We start from the raw sequence: 25,936 nt of genomic DNA on the forward strand, positions 1-25,936 counted from the left end.
AGCGCTCTAGCGCTCAGCAATTGGGCACGGACTGTCTAATTCTGGATACCCGCTGCATTGAGGGAACGTTCGTCCCACACGGGATCCTTGCGACCCACCGCGGGGCTGTGTGCCTTGCGATAGACCAGGATGGTGCGCTCGAAGGTGATCACAATGACCCCGTCCTGGTTGTAACCCACGGTCCGTACCGTGACGATGCCGACCTCCGGTCGGGAACTCGAGTCGCGCTTGGACAGCACCTCGGATTCGGAGTAAATGGTGTCACCTTCGAACACGGGGTTCGGCAGCCGCACCTTGTCCCAGCCCAAGTTGGCAAAGACGTTCTGGGAGATGTCCGTGACGGACTGCCCCGTCACCAGAGCCAGGGTGAACGTGGAGTCCACCAGCGGCTTCCCGAACTCGGTTCGAGCGGCAAGATGTGCATCGAAATGAATGGCCGCGGTGTTCTGGGTCAGCAGCGTGAACCAGCTGTTGTCCACGGGAAGCACGGTGCGTCCCAGCGGATGCCGGTAGCGATCCCCCACTTCGAAGTCCTCGAAGAACCGGCCTTCCCAGCCGGATTTGTAGTTCGACTCGCTCACGGGAGTCTCCTTTCACATCTCAAGAAATTGAAGGGCTCCGCGCTCAGTAGGAGCGAGGCATGCTCAGAACCTTGGTGCCGATGAACGCCTTGATCATGTTGTTGTTCACGGGAGCCACCTGATACATGCGGTTCTCGCGGAACTTCCGCTCCACGTCGTACTGGTCCACAAAGCCGTAACCGCCGTACGTGTTGAGACACACGTTGGCAGCCTCCCACGCGGTCTCGCTCGCGAGGTACTTGGCCATGTTGGCCTCCGCACCGCAGGGCTCGTTGGCGTCGGCCAGCTCGCAGGCCTCCCAGCGAATGGCATCCGCGCCACGCAGCTTCATGTACGCCTCCGTGATGGGGAACTGCACACCCTGGTTGGCGCCGATGGGACGACCGAACACCTCGCGGCTCTTGGCGTAGTCCACGGCCTTGTCGATGAACCAGTAACCGTCACCGATGGCCTCGGCGGCCAGCAGGATGCGTTCCATGTTCCAGCCGTCGATCACGTAGCGGAAGCCCTTACCCACTTCGCCGACCACTGCGGAGGAGGGCACACGCAGGCCTTCGTAGAAGATCTGGTTGGTGGCGTAGTTGAACATGGTGCGCACCTTGACCGGGCGCAGCGCGTCCGGCTGCTCGGCACGCACCTGGCGCAGATCAACCAGGAACAACGTCAAGCCGGCGCTGCGGTCCGCCGCATCCTTGTCCGCCGTGCGGGTCAGGACGAGCAGGAGATCGGACTCATCGATGCGGCTGGTCCAGTTCTTGTGGCCGGTGATGACCCAGTCGTCGCCGTCCTTGACGGCGCGGGTCTGGATGCTGGAGGTGTCCGATCCGGCTGCTTCTTCGGTGATGGAGAAGGCCTGCAGACGCAGGGAGCCATCCGCAATGGACGGCAGGTACTCCTTCTTCTGCCACTCGGAACCATGGTTGAGCACGGCCTTCATCGTGTACAGCTGGGCGTGGCACGCGGCGGCGTGACCACCGGAGCGGTTGATCTCCTCCATGATGATGGACGCCTCGGAGATGCCCAGACCCAGTCCCCCGTACTCTTCCGGGATCAGCGCGGCCAGCAGTCGCTTCTGGGTGATTCCGTCCACGAACTCCTGGGGGTAGGAACGCTCCAGGTCTTTGGCTCGCCAATATTCGTTGCCGAAGTCGGCGCAGAAATCGCGCACGGTCTGTCGGAGTTCTGCTTGCCGTTCAGTGTCCTTGTGAACCACGCCGGGCTCCCTTCACAGTGTCAGTCGCGCTCCAATGGGTGATTCAAACCACACGCCATCGCGAGTAATGTTCAATATATTGCAGTACTGCGGTGAGCTTTTCAACCCCCTGCCTGAGATTTCAGGTCACATATTTCCGCACAGATGCCGCGGGAACTCTGGCAGTAGTAGCTCTCCTGTGCGAATATATTTTCATGACCTCAACGGAACAGCACGAGATTCTGAGTACCCGCACGGCGTTGTTCGCCCCGCTCACGCGCCCCGATCGCGTCCACAAGGCGCTAGCCGCCAGTCCCGCGATCGCGGATTTGGAGGACGCTGTGGGCCCGGACGACAAGGACTCCGCACGCGACAACCTCGCCGACCTCATCGGAGACGTCACGCCGGGTCGGCTCACCGTGCGCATCAACGACATCGCGACCGAGGTGGGCCAGGCCGACGTCGCCGAACTCGCTCGTTGCCTCGAGGCCACTCGCGGCTCGGCCGGGAGCAAGGCGGAAGGAGAGCTCGGGCAGACCACCGGCGAGACACCCCCCGCTGGACGAGAGAACGGAACTTCCATTGCCCCGTTCGCGGTGATGATTCCCAAGGCCGAATCCGCGGGACAGGTCATGAAGGTTGCCGAGCAGCTTCCGGACATTCCCATCGTGGCGCTGGTCGAAACCGCCCGAGGCGTCGCCAACACCACCGAGCTAGCCACGTGCACCCCGGTGGTCCGATTGACACTCGGTGCACTGGATCTCGCCGTGGATCTCGGCTGTGAACCGCAGGGTGCGGCGATGTCCTTGGCGCGAGCCAATGTGGTGCTGAGTTCCCGGCTGGGCAATTTGCCTGCACCGTTGGACTCTCCCGAACCGGACGTACGCAATGCAGAGGCCACGGAGGGTGCCGCCCAGCGTGCGATGACCGATGGCTTCGGCGGAATGCTGTGCCTGCACCCGACCCAGGCACAGATCATTGCGAAGGCCTATCTCCCCAGCGAGGCGGACGTCGAATGGGCCAAGGAAGTTCTCGCCGTGGCCGACGGCGTCGGAACCGTGGGCGGTCAGATGGTCGACCGCCCCGTAAAACTGCGAGCCGAGCGCATTCTCAAGGACGCCGAGCAGGCCGCCTCCTAGCCGCGCGAGCCCGCCGGAACGTCTCACCGGCAACCCCACAGGCCCGATCGCCATTTGATGACGCCTTACTGCAGGGTAGGGCACCTTACCGTGCAGTAAGGCGGCACGAAATGGTTCCCACACACATGCCGACGCCGCCCGCCCCGGTGGGGAGCGAGCGGCGTCGGCGGGTGCGTGGCTGGGGTTGCGGCTAGATCTCCGCGAACCGCACCACGGTACGGCTGGCGATAGCCGCGATCACCGTGACGATTGCGAGACCCAGCGGGATGGTCCAGCGTCCGAGTTCGCCCACGAGGTCAACCCAGAAGTCCGGCCAGGCCACGACCGCCGCAATCAGTCCGAGCAGCAAAAGCACCACTGCCACTACCGAGACCACAGTCCAAATGACACCAGCCGCACGGTAGATGCCGCCGAAACCCATTCCCGCAAACAAGCTCATGAGGCACATGAGGAACAGGGAGATAGCGACGATCAGCGGATTGCCGTTGTCCATGGCCGTGACGGTCAAGTAGCTGACGCCCACGCCGTATCCGGTCGCGGATTCAATGGCCAGCAGCACGAGGCCCACCGCCACGACCACGAGTGAAGTGATCACGAACCCCAGGGCCGTTCCGGCCCAGAAGTTATGGCGGGTACTGCCGAACGCCAATGAGCCGGCGAAACCACGATTGGCGGTCAGTGCACCGTGGGAGATCAAGAAGCCCGGGATCGCCCAGAAGATGGCCTGGTTGTACTTGAAGCCATCACTGACCTCTGGCGGCAGCGGCAGGCCTGTGCGAATGCCAATGATGAGAGCGATGATGATCATGATGACGGCCACCATCAGCAGGATTGCCGGAGCAATCACGAACGAGTTGACCCTGTTCGTCAGGTAGAGCGCAAGGTTTCTGCGTACGTACTGCATTACAAGCTCCTTTCCGCATTGTCCGCCCCGCGCATACCGCGTGCGGCTACGAGTTCCTGCAAGGTGACCGGCTCGACCGAAACGTTGACCTCATCGGCCCTACGGTGGTCGTCGTCAGTAGCGGTGCCATCCACCGTGATCGAGAGGATGTTGCCCAATCGGTGTTCGCGGAGAATCTGGCGATCACCGGCCAGGTCACGAACCACGGACTCAAGGCCTCGCAGTACGAACGCACTGTCCCTGGCCTGATCGATGTCCGCGTCCACCGTGACCCGTCCGTCCTCGAGCATCACCACGTTTTCGAGCAGGTCGGAGACCTCGTCAATCAGGTGCGTCGAGAGAATGACCGTGCGCGGGTGCTCGGCCATGGCTCGGGCGAACTCCTCGTAGAACAGCGCACGGTGACCGGGGTCCAGGCCCAGGTACGGCTCGTCCATGAAGGTATACGGCGCCCGAGCTGCCAACCCGATCACGATGACCAACGCACTGCGCTGACCACGTGAAAGCTTCACGGCACGCGTGCCCATGGGCAGGTGGAACCGAGAGGCCAACCGCTCGGCAAGCTCCGCGTCCCAGTTGGGGTAGAACGTGGGCAGGATGCGCAGCAACGATGCCGGGGTGTCGTCGTCGTGGAACTTCTGGTCCTCATGAATGAAACACGTGCGTTCCAGGATCTTGGCATTTTCCCGCGGATCCTGGCCATCGATGAGGATTTCACCCGAACTGCGGAACTTGTGATTCAGAATCACCGACATCAGCGTGGTCTTACCCACGCCGTTCGAGCCGAGCAGTCCGTGTACACGATTGGGTGCGAACTCCACGGTGATGTCCTTCAGCACGTGCTTCTTGCCGAACGACTTGTTGAGGCTTCGAATCTGGATGCCCTGTTGACCCGTGTCCCACGGAGCACCCGTTCGATGATCTGCCTGTGGAGCTTGGGAACTCATGGTGTGTCCTTTCTAATGAGCGCAACCATGTCGTCGAGGGACAAACCCAGTCGCTGTGCCTCGGCCACTGCCGGGCGAATGAAGTCTTCGTCGAACGCCTTGCGGCGTTCCTCGCGCAAAATTTCGGGACCGTTGGCATCCACGAACGTTCCTATTCCACGACGCCGCACCAGGACTCCCTGGTCGACCAACCGTCCCAGTGCCTTCCCCGCCGTTGCGGGGTTGATGCGGTAGAACGCCGCTAGCTCGTTGGTGGAGGGCACAGCCGAGTCCACCGGGTAGTTGCCCTGGAGGATGTCGTCCGCAATCTGGTCAGCCAGGACCATGAAGATCGGGCGACCATCTTGTCTCGGTGTCATGACACCTCCTCTGGTTGTTTGGTTCCTTACTCCACTAATTAACCACTTAACCGATGATCCGTCAAGAGCTGGGGGCGAGCGGGTTCGAGGGGGCGGCGAGAAAGGTCGCGGGACCGATGAGGGGCAGAACCAAATGATCCCGCCTTACTGCACGGTAGGCGGGTCTACCGTGCAGTAAGACGGGATGAAATGGGTGTGAGTAGGCACCGGGCCGGACAACCATGCCAACAGCTTCAGCGCCGGCCGAGGTGGCGCCCCAGAGCTACCGGACTGCGACCCACCAAATGAGCAGCATGGTCACGAAGAAACCGGTGAGGTAGTTCAGCCACAGGAACGTCTTCCACCCGGCGTTGGCCCGTCCGGAATCGGCGTCCGTGACTGAGCGGAAGCGGAGCACGTTCACCAGGTACGGCACCGCGAGCAGCGCGGCCAGCTGACCTGGCCAGTCGGTCAGGAGCATCAACAAGCCAGCGCCGGCATACAACAGAGCGGAGACCCAGACCGTGGGGCGGGCACCGAGCACGGTGGCCACCGAGGCCAAACCGCCCTCACGGTCCGGGACCACATCCTGCACGGCGCCGAACATCTGCGAGGCCATGCCCCACAGGAAGAAGCCTGCCAGCAGGCCCCACAGCCCCACCGTGAAATCCGCTCCCGCCAGTACCAGTCCGTAGACCGCAGGCGAGACGAAGTGCGTGGATGAGGTCACGGCGTCCAGGAACGGCTTTTCCTTGAACCGCAGTCCCGCCCACGAGTACGCCACCACCGCGAACAGGGACACCGCGAGCACCGCGATCGACCACGGATTCCCGGTGACAACGGCCCAGCCCGCCAGGACCAGCACGAAAGGGACCGGCACCAAGCAGGACGCGAGTAGCACCGAGCGCCGTGCAGACCTGTCCACGACTGCACCTTCCACACCTCCCTTGCGGGGATTGCGGAGGTCCGATTCGTAGTCGAACACGTCGTTGATGCCGTACATCGCCAGGTTATAAGGCACCAGGAAGAACACAGTTCCGAGCACCACGAGCCACCATGGCAGTCCCCCGGTCAGCAAGACAGCTGCGGTGAACGGATAGGCGGTGTTGACCCAGCTGAGCGGCCGGGATGCCCAGAACAGTTTGCTAATCACGCGTCTCCCGCGGGTTGTCGGTGTGAGTGCTATCAGCTGCACCCTGAGTGGACTGGCCACGCTGAGCACGGTTTCGGCCTGAATCATGGGATCGCCCCTGCGCGCGCTGCGAGGCATTCACCCGGCCGCCCAACAGCAGCCACAGCCCCGGCAGCAGGATTACCCCGGCCAACGGGTAGGCGAAGTCTTCGAGCGGGGCCAGGCCCACCTGCACACCGGAGATGTTCTGGTCCGTATAGGTCATGATTCCGGCGGCGATCATGAGGTTGTCGAACACGGCGGTGAGGACGAACAGCAGCACGGTCGAGACGCCCAAGGCACCCCAGAAGAGCGGTCCGGGCCTACGCAACACCACAGCCACGATCAGCACCAGGACAGCAAGGCCCAGAAAAATGAAGTTCACATCCCAGTAGGTCACGGCCGGTCCCCTTTGAGTGCGCGCGGTCCCCCGCCGGAGGAGGTACCATCCGCTGCGGAAGCCCCCGAGCGCCGTCGTTGGTCCAAAGTGCCATCGGCAGAAGAACCGCGCGACGTACCGGCCCGCGAGCGCAACCAGCGCCAGAGCACGGGTGCACCCAGGATGTAGATCATGGTCTGGTAGCAGAGGAACGCCAGGAAGAAGACCTCCTCTAGAGGCAATTCGGGAGCCACGAAGATCCCCAGCGTGAGCGAATTCTCCCCGTGCCAGAACAACCCGTTGATGATGCCCACCACGTCCCACGCGAGGAAGAACAGCACGCCCACGATCAGCACGATCCAGGCTCGCATGGGCGCCCCGGACCAGAAGTAGAGCTTCCAGCGGCGATCGATCAGGGTGTAACAGCCGATGAACACGAGCAACATCAACAGGTACATCAGTCGGTGCGCTCCCCTGGGTGGGCAATGTGGGTAGCGGGCCGGGAGGGTGAGCCCGCGGCCGGGTCTGGATCAGACCCGGCCGCGGTGTTCGCCGCAGATTTTTCCCCGGGGGCAGCCTCCCTCACTGCATCAAGTACTACTTCGGACGAGATGAGGCACATAGGTACCCCGATTCCCGGCCGCACGGACGATCCCGCGTAGTACAGCCCCTTGATTCCCCTGTCGCTCACACCTGGCCGGAACAAAGCCGATTGGGTGAGCGTATGCCCGGGGCCAAGCAGAGATCCGCGCCACGCGTTCACGTTGGACACGAAATCAGCGGGACCATAGGTTCTGCGTACCTCGATCCGCTCTGCCAGGTCTTCAATGCCTGCCCATCGGGCGAGTTGGGCCACGGCGGCATCTGCCACCTTTTCGACCTGCAGTGAACCCGGTTGGTTCATCTCGGCCGTGTGGATCCCTCCTCGTCCCCATTCGGGCACGGCGGGCGACGGAACCAGAATGAACAGGTTCTCGTCGCCGTCCGGGGCGGACCCCGGGTCGGTAGCGGACGTCATGCACACGTACATGGATGTCTCGTCCGCAAGTTCTTTGCCCTCCGCGATGCGCGCGAAGTTGTCCAGCCAATCCGCCGTGAACAGCAGATTGTGATGGACCAGTTCGGGCAGCTTTCCGCGCACGCCCAGGCACACGAGCACCCCGGAGGGTCCCGGGTCGCGACGCTTCCAGCGCGATTCGGGCGCGCGGAACGGCTGCGGGAGCAATTCAGTTTGTAGGTGGTGCAGATCGGTCGCACCGACGACGACGCTCGCCGCTTCGCGCTGCGGCGTCCCGTCCTCGCGCTGGTATCGAACGCCGGTGACCGCACCGCGGCGTCGGCCCACTCGGAGCGGAAATCGGCCGGAGGAGCTCACGTCGATGCCGGTGACCGTGGCGCCGGTGACGATCTCCACACCGGCCTCTCGCACGAGTCGTTCCATCGCATCCACGAGCGCGGCGAAACCGCCCTGCGGGTACTGCACGCCGTCCGTGAGATCCAGGTGACTCATCAAGTGGTACATGGCCGGAGCAGAGTCCGGCGCAGCACCCAGGAAGACCGCGGGATAACCCAGGATCTGGCGTTCCCGTGGGTCTGGGAACCGCTTGGCGATGTAGCCCTCCATCGAGTCGCTCAGCAGTGCCCCCAGCCGGGGCAGGTTCTTGAGCACCTCGGGGGTCATCAGCTCGAAGGGCTTGGTGAAGTTCGTGTACAGGAAGTACTTCTTGGCCAGCTCGTAGACCTCGGCACCGGAATCGAGATAGCGCTTCAGGGCAGCGCTGAAGCCCGGGTCCAACTGCTCGAAGAGCTCACCCGCTTCCCCGGACACCACGTCCACGGGCTGGGAGTCCAGGTGCTGTTCGAAGAACGTGCGGTAACCGGGCGTCAGCCGGCGCAGGTCGAGTTCTTCGTCCGCGCTGGAGCCCATGAGGCGGAACCAGCGGTCGATGACCTCTGGCATGAGGTACCAGCTGGGGCCAGTGTCGAACCGAAAGCCCTGCGCGGACCAACGCCCTGATCGTCCACCCAGGGTGTGCTGTTGTTCGAGCAGCAGGACGTCACGGCCGTCCTTGGCCAGCAGGCCGGCCGTGGCCAGGCCCGCGAACCCGCCGCCGATCACTACCGTGCGGCTCATGAGGCACCTCGCGATCCGGTTTCCGGAACCGAGTCTTCGCTCGCGTTCCGGTCACCACGGGACCCGGCGTGCGACTCACTGTCGGTCTCGAAACGGGGTGCACTGCGCGATCCTGTGAGGACGCGCGCAGCAATGCGCGCCTTGACCGCGGTGGGTACGCTGATGCGCTGCTGCGTCAGCTCAGCCGCGGGAACGGCGGCAATCCTGCGGGCCAGTTCATGGAACAGTCCGTGGGCCAACAGCACCGCGCGGCGAGCGCGCCGGTCGAGGGCAAGGATGCCGGGCACTGCGGCGTCGAGATCAGCGTGCAGGTCGGCCAGCAACATGTTCTTCTCGGTCTCCCCGAAGTCCTCGGGGTCCGTGTCCGGGAAGTAGGTGCGGCCCAACTGGTCATGGTCGGCGCCCAGATCGCGCAGGAAGTTGACCTTCTGGAACGCCGCACCCAGTCGACGTGCGGTGGCGCGCAGCATCTCGCGCTGCTCGGGGGTCTCAGCCTGCGTTCCGGGGAGATCCATGAAGACTTCCAGGCACATCAGACCCACAACCTCGGCGGAGCCGTAAATGTAGGTCTCCAACGAGGCCGGGTCGTGCTCTGCCACCTCAAGGTCCGCGCGCATCGATGCAAAGAAGGGCGCGGTCAGTTCACTGCCGAACCCGTGACGGCGCGCGACGTCCGCGAACGCGTGCACCACCAAATTAGTAGAGAATCCGCTGGCCAGGGCCTGCTCGACCTCGGCTTCGAGTTCGTCGAGGGCCGCCCGCACGGGACCCGTGGCGAGCCCGGCGGCGGAAGCGGTGCCGTCCACCACTTCGTCGGCCACGCGCACCAAGGCGTAAATGCTGGCAATGTCCCGACGGCAGTGACGCGGCAGGGTGCGGCAAGCCCACGAGAAGGACGTGGAGTAGCGCCCGATAACCTGCCCGGCGGCAGCGGCGGCGGTGCGGGTGTACAGCGGGAGTGGGGTACTGGGAGGCGTCACGAGTCGAGTCATTTACTTCCTCCTGTGCAGTACGTAGTGGCAAATGGCATCGAGTTCGGCTCGCTCCTCGTCCGGTAAGGGCAGATCCTCCAGAGCTTCCCGGGCCTGGGCAACCAGATCGGTCGCGAGTTCCACCGCACTGGTTTCCGCACCGGCCTCCGCAAGAGCCGTCTTCACCTGGCCCACTGAGACACGTCCTGCCGCGAAATCAGTCAGTACCTGGCGCGCCTGCTGGTCTTTCATTCCGTGAGCGGTGAGCACGGTGGCCTTACCTTCGCGCAGGTCCGCTTCGGTGGATTTGCCCGTGATCTGCGCATCACCGAAGGTCCCCAAGATGTCGTCAACCACTTGATACGCGACTCCGATCCGCGAGCCCGCTTGGGCGAGCCGAGCGGCGTCGTCCTGATCCGCCCCGGCCAGCAACGCACCGGCCTTGAGCGGGGCCTCGAACGAATAGGTCGCGGTCTTGAGCCGTTCCATGCTGAGGATGTCCTGGACGACGGGATGAGCGCGGCCGTAGCGGTGCATCGACAGCAGCACATCGTCCAGCTCGCCGGCTGCCGAGGCGGTCACGGCATCGAACACCACGGCCGCTACCGGCTGTAGGCGTGCCGGATCAGCGGTGCACGTGGTGGCCAGCTGCAAGGCGCCCGACAGCAACAGGTCTCCGCCGATGATTGCCGCGGCCTCGCCCAGATGCCGCGCCTCGTTCGACGGCGCTCCCGCGTTCTGCGCATCCCTGCGGTAGAGCTCCCCCACGGTGGGGCGCCCGCGCCGCACCGGATCGCGGTCCACTACGTCATCGTGGACCAGAAGTGCCGCGTGCAGCAGCTCGAACGAGGCCGCCAGGCGAACACAGTCCGGATCCGGGATATTGCGTGTCTCGCCCCGCATGATGGGTTCGGTGTGCCCCGCGAATGCACGCCAGGCCAAGTGCGTCAGACGCGGGCGCAGCAGTTTGCCGCCCGTGACCTGATCGCGAACGCGTGAGCGCAGCACGGGAAAACCGGGACTCTGCGTGACCGCGTCCTTGAGCCCGTCGAAGTAGGCATCCAGTTCTTCGATGACCGCGGTCCGGAAAGCATCCCAGGAGTGGTCATCTGAAACCGCGCCGTCCCTCCGGAGGGATGCGGGGTCGCTGTGGTGAGAATGCGTGAGCCGTGAGGAAGTCATGAGTGCTGATCACCTGCTCCTTGGGTATCCCAGATGCCCAGGGTGTCCTGTTCCTCGACCGGACGATCATTGAGTTCATCCCGGTAGGACTCGAGGCGGGACGCGGTCCCCGTGAGAAACTGCAGGACCGCGTCTCGGCCCGCGCTATCCAGCTTCTCCAGCTCACCTTCGACCATGCTCATCATGGGGTAGACGTGCTCCATGGTTTTGGCGCGGGAGGCATCAGCGGCTCTGACAACCATTCGACGGCGGTCATCGGGATGCGGTTCTCGGACAGCGTGACCCGCTCGGACCAGTCGGTCCACCACAGCGGTTGCGGCTGCACTCGTGATGTGGAGCGCCCGGGCCAGCTCGGAGGGCCCCATGGGTTCGCGCATCAAGATGGACATTGCGGCGTAATCAGTTTCTTTGAGACCCATGATCCGGCGGACCTGATAGCCAATTTCCTCGTTGAGCCGCACCACGCGGCGCAATTCACGGCTGTGAGGGCTGACAAAATCGGGCCTAGACCGCGATTCAGCCATCAACAACCTCGAATTTCTAGTAGTTAGAAAAGTTGATTACCATCATGCTTTAGGAAACGGTGAACTGTCCACCTCGCGGCGTCAGCGCAGCTGCTTGAGCGCTCGCATCACCGAGTTGCCATAGCCCCCTCCGAAACGGATCGCGTGCACAAGCAACGGCGGTAACTGGTACCACGGGACGCGCTCACGCCAGCCGTCCCCCAAGGGATAAACGTCGTCATAGGCGCTGAAACAGTCCTCCCCAAAACCACCGAAGAGCAGCATCATGGCCAGGTCGTACTCGCGGTGGCCATAGAACGAGGACGGGTCGATCAACCAATTGTGGCCGTTGGAATCGACCACACGGTTACCCGCCCACAGGTCACCGTGAAGCAGGCTGGGCGGCTCGACCGGCCCGGCCAGTTCAGCAGCACGCGGCGCAAGTTCGTCCAACAGATCCTGGGCTCCCGGGTCCAAACGTCTCGAATCGATAGCCGTGCGCAACAACGGTTCGATCCGGCGGTGCAGCAGGAAATCAGCCCAGTCAGCCGTGGGTGAGAGGTCCACGGGGAACGAGCCGATGCGCTGCGGCAGGTCAGGGTCCAGCCCACCGAAATGCGGCGCCTCCGCTCGGTGAATTTGCGCCAGACCGCTGCCGCATTCCGCCTCGGTCGCGGCTCCACCCGCCCCGTACGACTCGTCAATCCACTCCAGGACCAGCCCGTGCTCAGTCACACGGATCACGCGGGGTACCGATAACTCGGACGGCGCCGCTGCTCGGAGCGCTTCGAGCCCGGCAGCCTCTAACTCCAGCACCCCGGCGGGCGCATCGAGCATGGTCTTAGCGAATACCGGCCCGTCGGAAGTCTCCAGCCGGTAGGCCGCCGCGGTGTCACCACCGCTCAGCGAATCCACACGGGTGACATCGAGGCCGGCAGTGAGGTCTTCTGGCAACTGATCCATATTTCTTCTCTACACCATTTCGGACAGTGCTCACAGGCTCTTTCCCTAGGCTTAATTCATGCAGCTACAGGACAAAGTGATCATTGTGACGGGTGGCGCCTCCGGTATCGGAGGCGCCTTGAGTCGAGTGTTGGTGCGCCGGGGCGCGAGCGTCGTGGCTGTCGACATCAATGAACAAGCCGGCCAAAAGCTCGAGTCGGATGTGGGCGAGAGTCTGGTCTTCGTGGCGGGTGACGTCTCGCTCGAGGAGACCGCGCAGGCTGCGGTGCGGACCGCCGTCGAACGCTTCGGGCGTCTGGATGCCCTGGTCAACAACGCGCACGCATCCAAGCAAGCCATGTTCCTGGACCTGGACGAGGATGCCTGGGCACTGTCCTTCAACACCGGCCTGCGCGCCACGCGCCAGTTCATGAAGGCCGCACACTCGGAACTGGCCAAGCAGGGCGGTTCGGTCATCAACTTCGGATCCGGTTCCGCAGTAAGTGGTCAACCGACGCAGGCCGCGTACGCCTCTGCGAAGGAAGCGATCCGCGGTCTCACCCGTGTGGTCGCCAACGAGTGGGCCGGGGACAGCATCCGCGTCAACGCCGTGATGCCCATTGCGCTGACCGAAGGCGTGGCCCAGTGGAAGGAAGCCTTCCCGGACATGTACCAGAAGTCGCTGGGCAACATCCCATTGGGACGGTTCGGCGACCCCGAGGAGGATGTCGCCCCGCTGGTAGCCTTCCTGGCCTCCGACGACGCCCGCTTCATCACGGGCCAGGCGATCGCCGTGGACGGCGGGGCCACCAAGCTCTACTAAGCCTTCCTGGCTTCGATGAATGCCATCGGTGGCGGCTCGTCTCCGGATCGCCACCGATGATGTTCAAGAAACATCTGTCACGAGGCTGATGCGTAGGTTCTGACCGGAGATACTCGATACATGTCACCCGAGCAGCCCCCTGCCTCTGTCGATCTGCCTGCAACCCATACCGCTCCCGTGGTGATCACCGGGGCTACGTCGGGGCTGGGCCTCGCAACAGCCCGGGCCATGGCGAAGCAGGGAATCCCTCTGATTCTGGCAGTTCGGAACATGGCTAAAGGTCAAGAAGTGGCGGCAGCTCTTTTGCGGAGCGGCCTCCGCGTAGCCGTCCGGCGACTGGACCTCGCGAACCTTGCCACCGTGAAATCTTTCACGGACGGGCTCATCGAGGACGGTGTGATCCCCCGCGCCATCATTTGCAACGCGGGGGTTCAGACATTCGATCGGTTGCAGCGCTCCGCGGATCAGTTCGAGCTGACCATGGCCACCAATGTGCTGGGCCACGTCGCTCTGCTCGACCCTCTACTGAGCCACATGGCTCCCGGTTCCAGGGTCATCACGCTGGGCAGCGAAACTCATCGCGGTGGCCTCCGAGCCTTCGGCTTTCCGGGTGCGCGCTGGTCGAACATGGACGAACTTCTGTCGCCCACGGAACCCGCGCCCCATGCCAAGGACAACGGCCTGGTGCGCTACTCGACCTCCAAACTGGCGTGCATCGCCATGGCCTACGAGGTCGACGAGTCCTGGGCCGCTCGTGGTATCCGGGCCGCGAGTTTTGACCCCGGCCTCATGCCGGCCACCGGCTTGGCCTGCAAATACCCGAACATTGTGCAGAGGATTTATGCAGTGGCCGCGCCACTGATTGCTCGACTTCCGGGTGCCAATTCGGTCAAGATCTCGGCCGAGAATCTCGCGTGGCTGGCCACCTCACCGGAGGCGGAACCGCTCATGGGTTGTTACGTCGCAGCCCGAAAACCACGCAAGAGCTCACCTTTGAGTTACTCCCCCTGACCTGCGAAAAGACGTCTGGGAGACGAGTCTTGAACGCGCCAACATGGCGCGGAGAAACAGCACGGACTGACCCGTTCCGTTTCCGGGATGTGACTTGCACCGCCAAAACTTTGTGCTAATGTCTCTCGCAACAAGGATCATGAGTCCCGGTGTAAAGCTCTGGCTAACCGGGCGGCAACCCTCCAGCACGTAGCGGGGTGCCCCAGATGACGATCCGGCCGCCGCGCACCCGCACGGCGAGCAAGTACGGCGCACGGAGAAACCTCCGGCGTCCCGAACCGCCGGAGGTATTTTTATGCCCGCCCTGTCCACACCCCAGGTCTCGGAGCAGACCGTCGCCACGGGGCCACCCACGGGAACGTCGTGGTTGGTGCGCAGGCCGCGCCGCGAGTCTTTGATCTCGTTCGAGGTGTTCCCGCCGCACCCCACGCGCGATCCGGAAGCCGTGTGGCGCAACATCGACGCGATGGCCTCCGCCGGTCCCGATTTCTTCTCGGTCACCCACGGTCACTCCGGCACCAACGGTGTCTCCCGCGAGACGCTGCGGCACTTGCTCAAGCAGACCAAGACCCCTGCGGTGGCCCACCTCACGTGCGGTGGCACCGATCGCGCGGGTCTGGATCGCGCCGTCGAAGATTTGCTCGACGACGGCGTCCGCGACCTTCTCGCCTTGCGTGGCGATCCGCCCGTGGGCGGCGGTGAGTGGGTGACTCATCCGGGTGGCTTCGATCGCGCATCGCAACTGGTCGAGTTGATCCGCGAGGTCGAGGAACGAAAGTTCGGTGCCTGCGAGCGCCCCGGCAAGCGTCCGGTCTCGGTTTCGGTGGCCTGCTATCCGGTGGCAGCGAAGGGCCGCGATTTCGAAGCGGACCTCGCTGCGCTGTGGGACAAGCAAGAAGCCGGGGCGGATTACGCGATCACCCAGGTGCTCTACGACGCTCAGGACTATGTGAGGTTCCTGGAGCGTGCGCGCTCGGAAGGCATCCACCTGCCCATCATTGCCGGCCTGGTTCCACTGACTGACATCAAGCGTTTGGGCCGCATGACCGAGCTGACCGGAGTTCCGATCCCCGAACGGATCACCAGCTTCCTGAACACCGAGAGCCCAGCCGAGCTACGCCGCAGGGGCATCGCGGCAACGCTCACGCTGATCGACGAGCTATTGGATTTCGGCTGCCCCGGTCTGCATTTGTTCACTTTCAACCGCCCGGATGCGCCTTTAGCCATCCTCGATCATCTCCGGGTGCGCGATGCCGCCCGACAATTTCGCGGGGGTATCACCGCGGCCTGACCGCCGCACGTCAGTGGCCGTACCACGGTCACGACAGCGCCCGCACTTCCCTTCCGACAGAACCTTTTGGCAACGGTCTCAGTGACCGTGGCTTCCCACAACACACCCTTTTATCCTCAGGAGCACCCCGAATGACTGCCGTTTCCAAGACTTCGTTCCCCGCCGCGACCATCCTGGGCTACCCCCGGATCGGCCCCGATCGTGAACTCAAGAAGGCGCTTGAGGCCTACTGGTCCAAGCCCGCCGAGAACCCCGCCCAGTCCGTTCTGGACACTCTGACCCAACTGCGCGAGCGCACCGTTCGCCACCTCAGCGGCCTCGGTCTCACCGACGACGCTTCGATCCCCTCCGACACGTTCGCGGTGGACCAGACCCTGGACACCGCCCTTGCCCTGGGCGCGGTTCCGGCCCGGTTCCGCGCGGACGGTTTCCGCCCCGCAGCCCCGGACACCCCGCAGGGCATTGAGCTGACCACCGCGCTGTCCCGCGGAACCGATCACCTGGAACCGTTGGAGATGACCAAATGGTTCGACACCAACTACCACTACTACGTTCCCGAGATCGGCCCGGACACCCCGCTGTCCGCGCACCCGGAAAGCCTGATCGAACGGTTCGTGACCGCCCGTGAGACCACCGGCGCCATCACTCGCCCGGTACTCGTGGGACCCGTGACCCTCTTGCTGCTGGCCCGCCCGGAAACCACGGATGCACCGGGCACCCAGCCGTTTGACCGTCTCAATGACGTGGTCGACCTCTACATTCAGTTGCTCACCGCGCTCAAGGATGCGGGCATCCCATGGGTCGAATTGGACGAGCACGCCCTGGCCGCCGAAGGCTGGGACGTTCCCCGCGAAACCATCATCGAGGCGCTGGCCAAGGCCTACACCCGTCTGAGCTTCCCCTCCAACCGCCCCGACATTCTGGTTGCTGTCGGTTACGGGGATGCGGGTGAGGACGCCCAACTCGCCCTTGCCGCGACCGACATCGAGGCCCTCGCCATCGACCTGGACCGCGGCAGTGAACCCGGTGGGGCCGCACTCGAGGCGTGGGGCGAGCGACCGCTGGTGGGCGGCGTCGTCGGCGGTCGTACTGTGTGGCGCACTGATCTGGAGAAAGCCTCGGAAACACTGGACCGCCTCAAAGAGGCAGCCGCGGGCCGCATTACCGTGGGCACGGCGACCCCGTTGCTGCACGTCCCGCACGATGTGCAGCGTGAAACCGCCCTCGACCCGGACGTCAAGGAATGGGTCGCGTTCGCGGACCAGAAGGTCGCGGAGGTCGTGACGCTGTCCCGCGGGCTGACCGAAGGTTGGTCCACCGTGGCGCAGGAACTCGGCAAGGATGCGCAGATTCGCTCCCGCCGTGCAGCGCACCCGGCCACCAACCGCCAGGAAGTGCGCGCCCGCACCGCGGCCGTCAAGCAGCAGGACCGCGAGCGCGCAGCCGCGGACGAGCGCCGCACCGCGCAGGCTCAGCGCCTGAACCTGCCGCCGCTGCCGACCACGACCATTGGTTCGTTCCCGCAGACTCCCGGTATCCGCACCACGCGCGCTGCTGTCCGCGCCGGCCGCATCGACCAGGCCGAGTACACCGAGAAGATCCGGGCCGAAATTGCCCAGACCGTGCGCAAGCAGGAGGAGCTCGGACTGGACGTGTTGGTGCACGGCGAACCCGAGCGCAATGACATGGTGCAGTACTTCGCCGAAGGGCTGGATGGCTTTGTCACCACTCAGCACGGTTGGGTGCAGTCCTACGGTTCGCGCTGCACGCGTCCATCGATCCTGTTCGGCGACGTCTCCCGCCCGGCCCCCATCACGGTGGACTGGACTGGTTACGCGGCATCGCTGACGGACCGCCCGGTCAAGGGCATGTTGACCGGCCCGGTCACCATCCTGGCGTGGTCCTTCGTGCGCGACGACGCCCCGGCCCGCGAGGTCGCCGACCAGGTCGCTCTGGCTCTGCGCGATGAAATCACGGATCTTGAGGCCGCGGGAACCGCCGTCATCCAGGTGGACGAGCCCGCGCTGCGCGAGCTGTTGCCACTCAAGTTGGCCGACCGCCCGGACTACCTGGATTGGTCCGTCGGTTCGTTCCGCCTGGCCACCGGTGGTGCGCAGACCGCAACCCAGATCCACACCCACCTGTGCTACTCCGAGTTCGAGACCGTGCTGGACGCGATCGACGGCCTGGACGCTGACGTCACCACGCTGGAGGCCTCGCGTTCGGGTTCGGGCATCGTGGACGGTCTGGCCGCCGGCGACTTCCCGCGTGACGTGGGCCCCGGCGTGTGGGACATCCACTCCCCGCGCGTGCCCACCTTCGACGAGGTCGCCCAGCGCGTGCGCCACGCCGCCCAGGAAATCGGGGCAGACCGCGTGTGGGTCAATCCCGACTGCGGCTTGAAGACCCGCGGCTGGCCCGAGACCGAGGCCGCCCTCGATCGCCTCGTGGCCGCCGCCGTCACCGTGCGTGCCGAGCTGGCCAATGATTCCACCCACGACGACGCCGCGTCCGCACCCACCGCCGCCCAACCCACCCCCGCCGAGACCCTCGCTCGCGCATCCGAAGGGAGCCTCCTGTGACCGAGCAGACCAAACCCGCACCCCTGGGTAGCCCCATTGTGGCGCCCATCCATCACAGTGCGGCGTACGCGTTCAATACCCTGGCAGATGCTCGCGCGGTCTTCGCGCAACGCGCTGCCGGCTACACCTACGCTCGCACCGGCAACCCGAACGTCACGGCGCTGGAGAGCGCGGTGACCAAGCTGGAACGGGCCGAGTGCGCCGTGGCCACCTCGTCCGGTCAGGCCGCGGTGACCCTGGCGTTGCTCGCGCTGACCGGGCCGGTCAACGGGCACGTGGTGGCGTCGTCGCACCTGTACGGCGGCACCGTGGATCTGCTCACGGACACCCTGGCCGAGACCGGATTGACCGTGACGTTCGCGGATCCGCGGTACCCGGAGCAATGGGAAGCCGCGGTCACGCCGGAGACCCGGGTGTTCTTCCTGGAGTCGATCGCCAACCCGCTCGCGGACCTTCCGGAGTTGGACGCCATCGCGGAAATCGCCCACCGCAACGGTGCCGTAGTGGTCGTGGACAACACCGTGGCCACCCCGCATCTGTTCACCCCCGGTGAGCACGGTGCGGACCTGGTCATCCACTCGGCCACCAAGTACCTCTCGGGTCACGGGGGTCCCCTGGGCGGGCTGTTGGTGGACACCGGCAATTTCGACCCCACCCAGGATCCGAAGCGTTGGCCCTGGTTGACCACTCCGCATCCCCGCTGGGGCGACCGCTCCCCCGTGGAGGTCTACGGCGCAAAGCGAGCGCTGTTGGGTGTGGCCCGTTGCAAGTACCTCAACGATCTGGGCCCGTGCATGACCGCCATTACCGCACACGAGATCCTGCAGGGAATCTCCACGTTGGGTGTGCGGGTGGAGCGGCAGTCGGCCACGGCGGCGTCGTTGGCCACGACCCTCAACCGGCACCCCGCTGTGGCCCGCGTGCATCACCCGCAGTTCGGTGGCGCGCGGCAGGAAGAACTCTACGAGCGGGGCGGCTATCGAGGTGCCGGCGGCGTGTTCTCCGTGGACCTCAACGGCACGCCCGAGCAGGTCGAAGCTGTTGTGAACTCGCTACGCCTCATCAAGCTCGCCGCCAACATCGGTGACGTGCGCACCCTGGTGGCCCACCCCGCGAGCATGACGCACTGCCGCCTGACACCCGAGCAGTTCGAGGCCAGCGGGATCACCGAGCAGACCCTGCGCTTCACCGTGGGTCTCGAGGACGTCGCGGATATCACCGCTGACCTGTTCCAGGCCCTGTCCGTGATTGCGGACGCCCCCGAAGCACCGTCCGCGCGGGAAACCGCTGCCGATCCTGCCCCGCTACATGCTCGTGAGGCACACCGCGATTCCCACTACCAGCCGAAGGATTCCGTTCATGACCATCACTGATTTCTCCCTGCCCGGCCTGGCCACCCGCGCCATTCACGCCGGCCAGGAGCCCGACGCGACCACCGGCGCGGTGGTCCCGCCGATCTACCAGACCTCCACGTTCGTGCAGGACGGCGTCAACGAGTTCCGCACCGGCGGCTACGAGTACAGCCGCGGTTCCAACCCCACGCGTAGCGGTTTCGAGGAGCAGCTCGCGGCCGTGGAGCGCGGCACCCGTGCCTTCGCGTTCGCCTCCGGAATGGCCGCCGAGGACGCCCTGCTGCGCTCGGTCCTCCAGCCCGGCGATCACATCGTGTTGGCCGCGGACGTCTACGGGGGTACGTTCCGCCTGGTCGATCAGGTGCTCTCCAAGTGGGGCGTCACGCACAGCTTTGTGCCCTCCGCCTCCGCCGACGCCGCCGCCGCGACCGTTCGCGCCGGCGAGACCAAGGTGCTGTGGCTGGAAACTCCGTCCAACCCGCTGCTTCGCATTGCGGACATCGCCGCGTGGGCGCAGGTCGCCGACGCCGCCGGAGCGCTTTTGGTTGTCGACAACACCTTTGCCTCCCCCGCTCTGCAAAACCCGCTGACCCTGGGGGCTCATGCGGTGGTGCATTCGACCACCAAGTACATCGGTGGCCACTCGGACGTGTTGGGTGGCGCCGTGGTGGTGGGGAACACCGAGTGGAACGGCCAGCCGTTGAGCGAATTGATTGGTTTCCAACAGTTCGCCGGTGGCGCCGTGGCCGGGCCTTTCGACTCTTTCCTGGCGGCCCGCGGTCTGAAGACCCTGCCGTTGCGCATGGAGCGTCACTGCTCCAATGCGTTGGAGATCGCTCGCTGGTTGCGTTCCCGCGAGGACGTGGTGGACGTCTTCTACCCCGGGCTCGAAGAACACCCCGGCCACGACCTGGCCACGCTGACCCTGAACGGTGGCTACGGCGGGATCATCTCGTTCCGGCCCCGCGGTGGCGAGGCCGCGGCCCACACGTTCGTGAAGTCCACCCGGCTGTACAACCTGTCCGTGAGCCTGGGTGGCGTGGAGTCACTAACCTGCGTACCCCACAACATGACCCACGGTTCCCGGGTCGGCACCCCGCACGAGGTCCCCAAGGACCTGGTGCGCCTGTCCGTGGGGATCGAGGACCTCCAGGATCACCTGGCGGATCTGGATCAGGCGCTGGCTGCGGCGCAGCGGGAGGGGTAAGCATGGCGGCTTCCGCAATCGGCACAACAACGGCGGTTTCCACCTCCGATCGCCCAATTTCCGCGGACACGGCAACTTCTCCTGGTCTCGCCGACGGCGCGGGAGAGTTCTCGGAGCCGCCCACGATTCACGACTTAAGGGCTCACTTCGCCCCGGTCTTCGAGCAGATCGCCCAGGGTGCGCTGGAACGTGAGCAGAATCGGGAATTGGCCCACGGCGCCGTCGAACTCCTGTGCGAGTCCGGCTTCACCAAGGTGAGGTTACCTCGCAAATTGGGTGGATTCGGAGCGAGCCTTGACCAGCTACTGGATCTGCTGATCGACCTGGCAGCCGCGGATTCCAACCTGCCTCAGGCGCTGCACGGCCACTTCATGTTCACCGAGATCCACCAGCACCAGTCGCAGGGCGAGGTCTCGGACTGGTGGCTGTCGGAAGTGGCCGCGGGCAGGCTCTTCGCCAATGCCCTGGTGGAGCTACCGCCGGCCACGGGAGCGCGACCGGTCGTGATCACTCCCCGCGACGGCGATGTGTCCCGCGGTGCGACCGTCACCGGTGACAAGTTCTACTCCACCGGGTCGTTGTTCGCGGATTACATCTTGGTCCTCGGCAAGCAACCTGGCTCCGAGGACGACACCTACGTGGTGGTGGATACCCGCGACCCGGAGGTGGAACTGATCGATGACTGGAACGGTATTGGGCAGAAGCTCACCGCCTCCGGCACCACCAAGTTCCACCACGCCGTAGTGAACGCGGAACGCGCCATGACGCTCGCTGTTCCCACCGGCCCGCTCGGATTTCCGTTCCTGTGGTTGATCCTGGCCGCAACCCACGCCGGTATCGCTCGCGCCGCGATGAACGACGCCGCCGCGTACGTTGCCGCGCGACGCCGCACCTACGTGCACGGCACCGCCGAACTGCCCTCTCAGGATCCCCTGGTGCAGAACGTCGTGGGTTCGATTTCCGCCAAGGCCTCTGCCGCCCGCCACATTGTGATGGGCGCGGCCCGCGAACTGGAGGCTGCACTCGAGACCACTCGCGATGTTCGCTCCTTGGACGAACCCACGTTTCTGGATGCGTACTCGGCTGCTTCCGTGTCGGCGTCCGAAGCCTCTGTGGCTGCGGCAGATCTTTCCCTGGACGCGGCCAACCTGTTGTTCGAAACGGGCGGGGCGTCGTCGTTACTGGCCGACAAGCAACTGGACCGGCACTGGCGCAATGCTCGAGTTCTTGCGAGCCACACGCCCGGCAATTACCGGCTGAAGTCGATTGGCGATTACCGCATCAACGGCACCGTGCCGCCGCTGTCGGCGCGCGTGCGCAATTCCGATCCCTCCTCTGCTCCCTCGGAAGGTGAGAACAAGTGACCGTGACTCTTGACGAAACCTCTCGCGTGACTGACGTGCGCTCCCGGTTGGAGCCCGTCTTCGCGCAAATTGCCCACGGAGCTGCCCAGCGAGAAGCCGACCGACTCATCGACCACGAGGCGGTGACCGCCCTGCGCGATGCCGGCTACACGCGGTTGCGCGTGCCCGAGGAATTCGGCGGAATCGGGCTGGCCTTCGGGGAGACCGCGCCGTTCATCGTGGGGTTGGGTGAAGCCGATTCCAACCTGGCCCAAGCCCTGCGAGCACACACCATTTTCATCGAGGGAGTACTGAGCCATCCGGATCCTGAGTATCGCTCGTTGTGGTTGGGTCGAATCGGGTCCGGGGCGATCGTGGGCAATGCGGTCACGGAGATCAACAACGCGGTGGGCGCCTCGACCACTGTGCTGTCCACCCTGCCCAATGGGGAACTGCGGCTCTCGGGCACCAAGTTCTACTCCACCGGCTCGCTGTATGCGGATTGGATTCTGGTGGCTGCGGTGGACGAGGACGGCAATGACCTGGGGCTCGCGGTCGCTTCCATTGCCCCCGGTGTCACCATGGTCGACGACTGGGACGGCTTCGGGCAGAAGCTCACCGCGTCCGGGACCACCACGTTCGACAATGTGCTGGTCGACCCCGCTGAGGTAGGGCCGGGACTCGACAATGGCGGCCGACTGGCCACCGGACAGGCGGCCTGGCAATACCTGCACCTGGCCACGCTCACCGGAATCGGTAGAGCCATCCGTCGGGACGTATCCGAGTACGTGCGCGGGCGGCGTCGTTCCTTCAGCCACGGCGGGGCAGGACTACCGCGCGAGGACCCGCAGGTTCTGCAGACCGTGGGCGAAGTGGCCAGCTCGGTCTTCGCCGCCCAGGCAGCGTTCGATGCCGTGGTGCCGTTGTTGGGCCGCTTACTCGCGAAAGATGAGGCCGGCCAGGAGATCACCGAGGACGAGTCGGATGAGCTCTACGTGGCCGTGTACTCCGCACAGCAAGTGATCGCCAAGAACGTGCTCGACGCCGCGACCCACCTGTTCGAGGTGGGCGGAGCCTCTGCGACAAGTGAGACCAAGAGACTCGACCGACACTGGCGCAACGCACGAGTGCTTGCCAACCATAATCCGTTGATTTATCGCGCTCGCTATATCGGTGACTGGTTCGTGAACGGGACCGGCCCCGGACGGCATTACCGAGTGGGCAGCACTGCCTAGTCCCCAAACGCGCCTGTTCCTGGACTGCGGTAGATACCGCACCGTTCTACATCGCCGCTCACCCTCGAGAGGAACTGCTCTATGACCCGCACACCCCTGCGCTTCAACGCGTTTGTGATGAACACCAACAGCCACATCCATCACGGCCAGTGGCAACGACCCGAGGCACAGCAGACGGAGTTCACCGATGTGAATACGTGGATCAACCTGGCTCGGATCCTCGAAGACGCCAAGTTCGACGCCATGTTCTTCGCGGACGTGGTCGGTCATTACGGTGATGCCGATTCCTCCTACGAGGAATACGTGAGGCAGGGTCTGCAGATCCCGTCCAACGATCCCACCGTACTGCTGGGAGCCTTGGCGGTGGTGACCGAGAACATCGGCCTGGCCACCACATCCAATGTTTTTCAGTCGCATCCGCTCCAGTTCGCTCGGCAAATGGCCACGCTCGATCACATCTCCAACGGCCGTATCGCCTGGAACATCGTCACCGGAACCCAGGACAATGGCGCTCGCAACTTCGGACTGCCGCAGCTCACCGACCATGCCGAACGCTATGCCTGGGCGGATGAGTACGTTGATGTGCTCTACAAGCTTCTCGAGGGTTCTTGGGACGATGACGCGATTCTGAAAGACCGTGAGAACTTCCGTTTTTCGGACTACGCCAAGGTGCACAAGATCTACCACGAAGGGAAGCGGTACCAGGTCGAGGGGCCGTTGCTTTCCGCGCCGTCACCCCAGCGCACGCCGGTGCTGTATCAGGCAGGATCGTCAACATCGGGCCGTGATTTCGCCGCTCGGAATGCGGAAGCCACCTTCATCATTGCCCCCTCCATCCGCACCGCGGAGGACCTGATTAAGGACACCCGACGCCGGGCAGTCAGCTTCGGGCGGGATGCCGACGACATCGCCTTCTTCCAGGGGATGAGTTTCGTGATCGGCTCGACAGAGGAAGAGGCCCGGGCGAAAGAGAAGATCATCGACGAGAACGTCTCGTTGGAGGGCTACGCGGCTCACGCTGCGGTCGTCGATCGAGATGGCCGCGTCTATCCGCCTGAGACTCCGCTGTCCGAGGTGGAGACCAACACCGTCCGTGGATTCCTTGAACTCGCCAAGAAGGAAATCACGGATCGCGAGCCATTGGTTTCGGATCTGGCGTGGAATCGCGCGAAGGCCAATCGCGTGGTGGGCACCCCTGAACAGATCGCCGACGAGCTCGAACGGTGGCAGGAGATCGGAGTGGACGGCATCAACGTCATGAACTGGGTCATCCCCGACTCGTTCCAGGACTTCGCCGATCATGTGATGCCTGTACTGCGCGAGCGGGGCTTGGCCCAGTCCGAATACGCACCGGGGACACTGCGGAAGAAACTGTTCGGCCACGACCGGCTGCCGGACACTCACCCAGCAGCGAAATACCGCGGAGCGTTCGCCCACTCGGAACAAGACCGCGAATCACAGTTGACCAGGGCCACCAACTAGCAGTTTTACGAAGGTCCGCCCACCTGTTCTGCGGGTGGGCGGATCCTACTTCTGTCTTTATGGAGCAAGGGGACGGCTAAGAACCTCGCAGTCCGTCAATGTCCAGCTTCTTCATCTCCAGCATGCGCTCGAATGCCCCGGGTTGTTTCATCAGCTCCTCCATACCCTCCGGCGCAATCTGCCAGCTCACCCCGAACTGGTCCATGCACCAACCGCATTGCTCGGCCTCAGGGACCACGGACAGCGCCTCCCACAACCGGTCGATCTCCTGCTGATCTTTGCAGTTGACCATGAGCGAAACTCCGGGCGTGAAGGTGAAGTCCTGTTCCACCCCGGAGTCCATTGCCGAGAACCATTGGCCCTCCAGCGTGAAGTCCGAATACATGACGCTGCCAGCATTCGCGGGGCCATTTTGCTGGTCGTAGGGTACAAAGTTACCGAGCGCCGAGTCATTGAACGTCGCGATGTAATAGTTAACGGCCTCGTTGGCGCGGTTCTGGGCCTTGCCACCGAACATTAAGGACGGCGTGATGAAGGGCCGCGGTTCGCCCTCGGGATTGGTAAGCATGAGTTGCCAGCTCACCCCGTAGCGGTCCTGCAACCACCCGTAGTACTCACTGAACGGGTAGTTGTCCAGCGGCATCAGAATGGTGCCACCCTGAGACAACCGATCCCACACGCCCTTCAAGGTCGCCTTCACGTCGTCGTCGCGTGACGGGTCGAAATTTACGAGGAATGAGATCGCTGGATTCGGCTTGAACTCTTCGCCCGCATTGATTAGGACCACTAGGTAGCCGTCAATCTCGAGGACAGCCGTCAGGAGCTCGCCGGCCAGGGGCTTCTGGAATTCGAGGAGTCCTTCCGTCGGGTAATTAGATGTTTCGACAACGCGGCTGTTCGGGAGAGCGTGTTCGTAGAACTCGACGCCCTCGGCCGCGTTGCCCTGGAACCAAAGGTTGGGCACGATCTTTTGCATGGGATCCTCCTTGGAGCCCGTGGCTCACCGAGAGGATGACGGTCAGCTGGGCGATGCGTCCCAGTATCCGCCCCCTCTACTGCATGGGCAACGGACAAATGGGGCCCTTCACAGATGAGCATGGGTAGCCGGGTGCGTGGGGGCGTTTCGGAGCGCGTGTTGTGGGGTCTGGGTAGAGGCTGGCCTTGACCCCGGATGGTGGACACGGGGTTATGCGGCTTGTTGAAGATCCGCAGTCTGGTTACAGTGTT

The 25,936-nt window shown here is 64.3% G+C and carries 24 protein-coding genes and 1 riboswitch; of the genes, 10 read left to right on the plus strand and 14 right to left on the minus strand.

The genetic code is table 11. From position 1 onward, the window contains the following. Positions 1–35: 35 nt before the first annotated feature. Positions 36–581 (minus strand): MaoC family dehydratase, encoded by a 546-nt coding sequence (locus RF638_RS02760; RefSeq protein WP_368841402.1) that lies wholly within the window; start codon positions 579–581, stop codon positions 36–38. Between the two features lie 43 nt (positions 582–624). Further along, the gene (locus RF638_RS02765; protein WP_095798590.1) at positions 625–1,794 is read right to left on the minus strand and encodes an acyl-CoA dehydrogenase family protein; all 1,170 of its coding nucleotides are present in this window, start codon (positions 1,792–1,794) and stop codon (positions 625–627) included. Between the two features lie 194 nt (positions 1,795–1,988). Here RF638_RS02765 and RF638_RS02770 point away from each other — a divergent pair, with 194 nt between their 5' ends. Further along, complete coding sequence (locus tag RF638_RS02770; protein ID WP_095798589.1) at positions 1,989–2,912, plus strand: CoA ester lyase; 924 nt, start codon at positions 1,989–1,991, stop codon at positions 2,910–2,912. 190 nt (positions 2,913–3,102) lie between these two features. On the opposite strand, the gene RF638_RS02775 is transcribed toward RF638_RS02770, so the two are convergent. The 11 genes from RF638_RS02775 to RF638_RS02825 form a co-directional block, all read right to left on the minus strand. Then, entirely contained in the window at positions 3,103–3,816 is a 714-nt protein-coding gene (locus RF638_RS02775; RefSeq protein ID WP_095798588.1) for a hypothetical protein, read from the minus strand. Next, on the minus strand, positions 3,816–4,763 hold the full coding sequence (locus RF638_RS02780; RefSeq protein ID WP_095798587.1) for an ABC transporter ATP-binding protein: 948 nt from the start codon (positions 4,761–4,763) through the stop codon (positions 3,816–3,818). Before RF638_RS02780 ends, RF638_RS02775 begins: the two co-directional genes overlap by 1 nt. Further along, positions 4,760–5,122: a GntR family transcriptional regulator gene (locus RF638_RS02785; RefSeq protein ID WP_095798586.1), complete on the minus strand. Its 363-nt coding sequence runs from the start codon at positions 5,120–5,122 to the stop codon at positions 4,760–4,762. The genes RF638_RS02780 and RF638_RS02785 overlap by 4 nt, the downstream gene beginning before the upstream one ends. A gap of 262 nt (positions 5,123–5,384) precedes the next feature. Then, positions 5,385–6,254: a prenyltransferase gene (locus RF638_RS02790; RefSeq protein WP_368841403.1), complete on the minus strand. Its 870-nt coding sequence runs from the start codon at positions 6,252–6,254 to the stop codon at positions 5,385–5,387. Beyond that, positions 6,247–6,672, minus strand: a complete 426-nt coding sequence (locus RF638_RS02795; RefSeq protein WP_368629823.1) for a lycopene cyclase domain-containing protein — start codon at positions 6,670–6,672, stop codon at positions 6,247–6,249. Before RF638_RS02795 ends, RF638_RS02790 begins: the two co-directional genes overlap by 8 nt. Then, positions 6,669–7,109 carry a lycopene cyclase domain-containing protein gene (locus RF638_RS02800; protein ID WP_129699801.1) on the minus strand — a complete coding sequence of 147 codons (441 nt, stop codon included), beginning with the start codon at positions 7,107–7,109 and terminating at the stop codon, positions 6,669–6,671. Before RF638_RS02800 ends, RF638_RS02795 begins: the two co-directional genes overlap by 4 nt. Then, positions 7,109–8,785 carry a phytoene desaturase family protein gene (gene crtI, locus RF638_RS02805; protein ID WP_368841404.1) on the minus strand — a complete coding sequence of 559 codons (1,677 nt, stop codon included), beginning with the start codon at positions 8,783–8,785 and terminating at the stop codon, positions 7,109–7,111. Before crtI ends, RF638_RS02800 begins: the two co-directional genes overlap by 1 nt. Beyond that, positions 8,782–9,777, minus strand: a complete 996-nt coding sequence (locus tag RF638_RS02810; RefSeq protein WP_259913063.1) for a phytoene/squalene synthase family protein — start codon at positions 9,775–9,777, stop codon at positions 8,782–8,784. Before RF638_RS02810 ends, crtI begins: the two co-directional genes overlap by 4 nt. Then, positions 9,778–10,938, minus strand: coding sequence for a polyprenyl synthetase family protein (locus tag RF638_RS02815; protein ID WP_368841405.1), 1,161 nt, complete (start codon positions 10,936–10,938; stop codon positions 9,778–9,780). Beyond that, positions 10,935–11,462: a MarR family transcriptional regulator gene (locus tag RF638_RS02820; RefSeq protein WP_344223575.1), complete on the minus strand. Its 528-nt coding sequence runs from the start codon at positions 11,460–11,462 to the stop codon at positions 10,935–10,937. Before RF638_RS02820 ends, RF638_RS02815 begins: the two co-directional genes overlap by 4 nt. Before the next feature lie 81 nt (positions 11,463–11,543). Beyond that, positions 11,544–12,404 (minus strand): fructosamine kinase family protein, encoded by an 861-nt coding sequence (locus RF638_RS02825; RefSeq protein WP_259913076.1) that lies wholly within the window; start codon positions 12,402–12,404, stop codon positions 11,544–11,546. Positions 12,405–12,462: 58 nt separating this feature from the next. Here RF638_RS02825 and RF638_RS02830 point away from each other — a divergent pair, with 58 nt between their 5' ends. The 9 genes from RF638_RS02830 (at position 12,463) to RF638_RS02870 (ending at position 24,709) form a co-directional block, all read left to right on the plus strand. Further along, on the plus strand, positions 12,463–13,206 hold the full coding sequence (locus tag RF638_RS02830; RefSeq protein WP_368841406.1) for an SDR family NAD(P)-dependent oxidoreductase: 744 nt from the start codon (positions 12,463–12,465) through the stop codon (positions 13,204–13,206). Positions 13,207–13,326: 120 nt separating this feature from the next. Continuing rightward, the gene (locus RF638_RS02835) at positions 13,327–14,217 is read left to right on the plus strand and encodes an SDR family NAD(P)-dependent oxidoreductase (protein ID WP_368841407.1); all 891 of its coding nucleotides are present in this window, start codon (positions 13,327–13,329) and stop codon (positions 14,215–14,217) included. A 135-nt stretch (positions 14,218–14,352) separates the two neighbouring features. After that, positions 14,353–14,470, plus strand: a riboswitch (SAM riboswitch). A 42-nt stretch (positions 14,471–14,512) separates the two neighbouring features. Further along, positions 14,513–15,508, plus strand: coding sequence for a methylenetetrahydrofolate reductase (locus RF638_RS02840; RefSeq protein WP_368841408.1), 996 nt, complete (start codon positions 14,513–14,515; stop codon positions 15,506–15,508). Between the two features lie 131 nt (positions 15,509–15,639). Next, entirely contained in the window at positions 15,640–18,090 is a 2,451-nt protein-coding gene (gene metE / locus RF638_RS02845) for a 5-methyltetrahydropteroyltriglutamate--homocysteine S-methyltransferase (protein WP_368841409.1), read from the plus strand. Further along, positions 18,087–19,463 (plus strand): aminotransferase class I/II-fold pyridoxal phosphate-dependent enzyme, encoded by a 1,377-nt coding sequence (locus tag RF638_RS02850; RefSeq protein WP_368841410.1) that lies wholly within the window; start codon positions 18,087–18,089, stop codon positions 19,461–19,463. The genes metE and RF638_RS02850 overlap by 4 nt, the downstream gene beginning before the upstream one ends. Continuing rightward, a complete protein-coding gene (locus RF638_RS02855) occupies positions 19,450–20,649 on the plus strand; it encodes a cystathionine gamma-synthase (RefSeq protein ID WP_368841411.1) in 1,200 nt (399 codons plus the stop codon). The genes RF638_RS02850 and RF638_RS02855 overlap by 14 nt, the downstream gene beginning before the upstream one ends. Before the next feature lie 2 nt (positions 20,650–20,651). Continuing rightward, positions 20,652–22,013: an acyl-CoA dehydrogenase family protein gene (locus RF638_RS02860; protein WP_259913089.1), complete on the plus strand. Its 1,362-nt coding sequence runs from the start codon at positions 20,652–20,654 to the stop codon at positions 22,011–22,013. Then, positions 22,010–23,227 carry an acyl-CoA dehydrogenase family protein gene (locus RF638_RS02865; RefSeq protein ID WP_259913091.1) on the plus strand — a complete coding sequence of 406 codons (1,218 nt, stop codon included), beginning with the start codon at positions 22,010–22,012 and terminating at the stop codon, positions 23,225–23,227. The genes RF638_RS02860 and RF638_RS02865 overlap by 4 nt, the downstream gene beginning before the upstream one ends. A gap of 81 nt (positions 23,228–23,308) precedes the next feature. Beyond that, on the plus strand, positions 23,309–24,709 hold the full coding sequence (locus RF638_RS02870) for an LLM class flavin-dependent oxidoreductase (RefSeq protein ID WP_259913097.1): 1,401 nt from the start codon (positions 23,309–23,311) through the stop codon (positions 24,707–24,709). A 76-nt stretch (positions 24,710–24,785) separates the two neighbouring features. Here the strand turns inward: RF638_RS02870 and RF638_RS02875 are convergent, their stop codons facing one another. After that, the gene (locus tag RF638_RS02875) at positions 24,786–25,685 is read right to left on the minus strand and encodes a VOC family protein (RefSeq protein ID WP_368629836.1); all 900 of its coding nucleotides are present in this window, start codon (positions 25,683–25,685) and stop codon (positions 24,786–24,788) included. Positions 25,686–25,936: the final 251 nt, after the last annotated feature.

This window comes from Kocuria sp. CPCC 205235 (genome assembly GCF_040980905.1).
Taxonomy (GTDB): domain Bacteria; phylum Actinomycetota; class Actinomycetes; order Actinomycetales; family Micrococcaceae; genus Kocuria; species Kocuria carniphila.